Here is a 451-nt window from a genome sequence, read left to right on the forward strand (position 1 = left end):
AGGACCCTGGCTCATGAGCTAAGAAATCCGCTGGCCAGTATAGGGATGAGTGCTAATATTCTTGAAAAACTGATTCAGGGAACACAAAAAAAGGAGCTCCAAAACTATATCGATATCATAGAACGAAGTACTGCTACATTGAATAATCTTGTTACCGACCTTTTGTCGGTTTCAAATTATTCCAAGCCTAAACTGGAAAAATGCTGTTTGGCCAAAACAATGAATAAAGCATTAATTCATGCGAAAGATCGTATTTTTCTTGCGGGTATTACCATTAAAAAGAAATACCGAGGCTCCTACTTCATCCATGCCGATGAGGAAAAATTAAAGATCGCTTTATTAAATATTATAGTGAATGCCAGTGAGGCAATGATGCCTGATGAAGGAATACTGCAAATAAGCATTAATAAGAAGAAAGGTAATTACATTCTGCAAGTGACAGATAACGGCT

1 protein-coding gene is annotated in these 451 nt (G+C 37.0%); it reads left to right on the forward strand.

All coding sequences use genetic code 11. The features are described from left to right. Positions 1-451 (forward strand): histidine kinase dimerization/phospho-acceptor domain-containing protein (locus HC175_RS18590; RefSeq protein ID WP_209310094.1); only part of this gene is annotated, 451 nt, incomplete at both ends.

This window comes from Salinimicrobium oceani, from assembly GCF_012037645.1.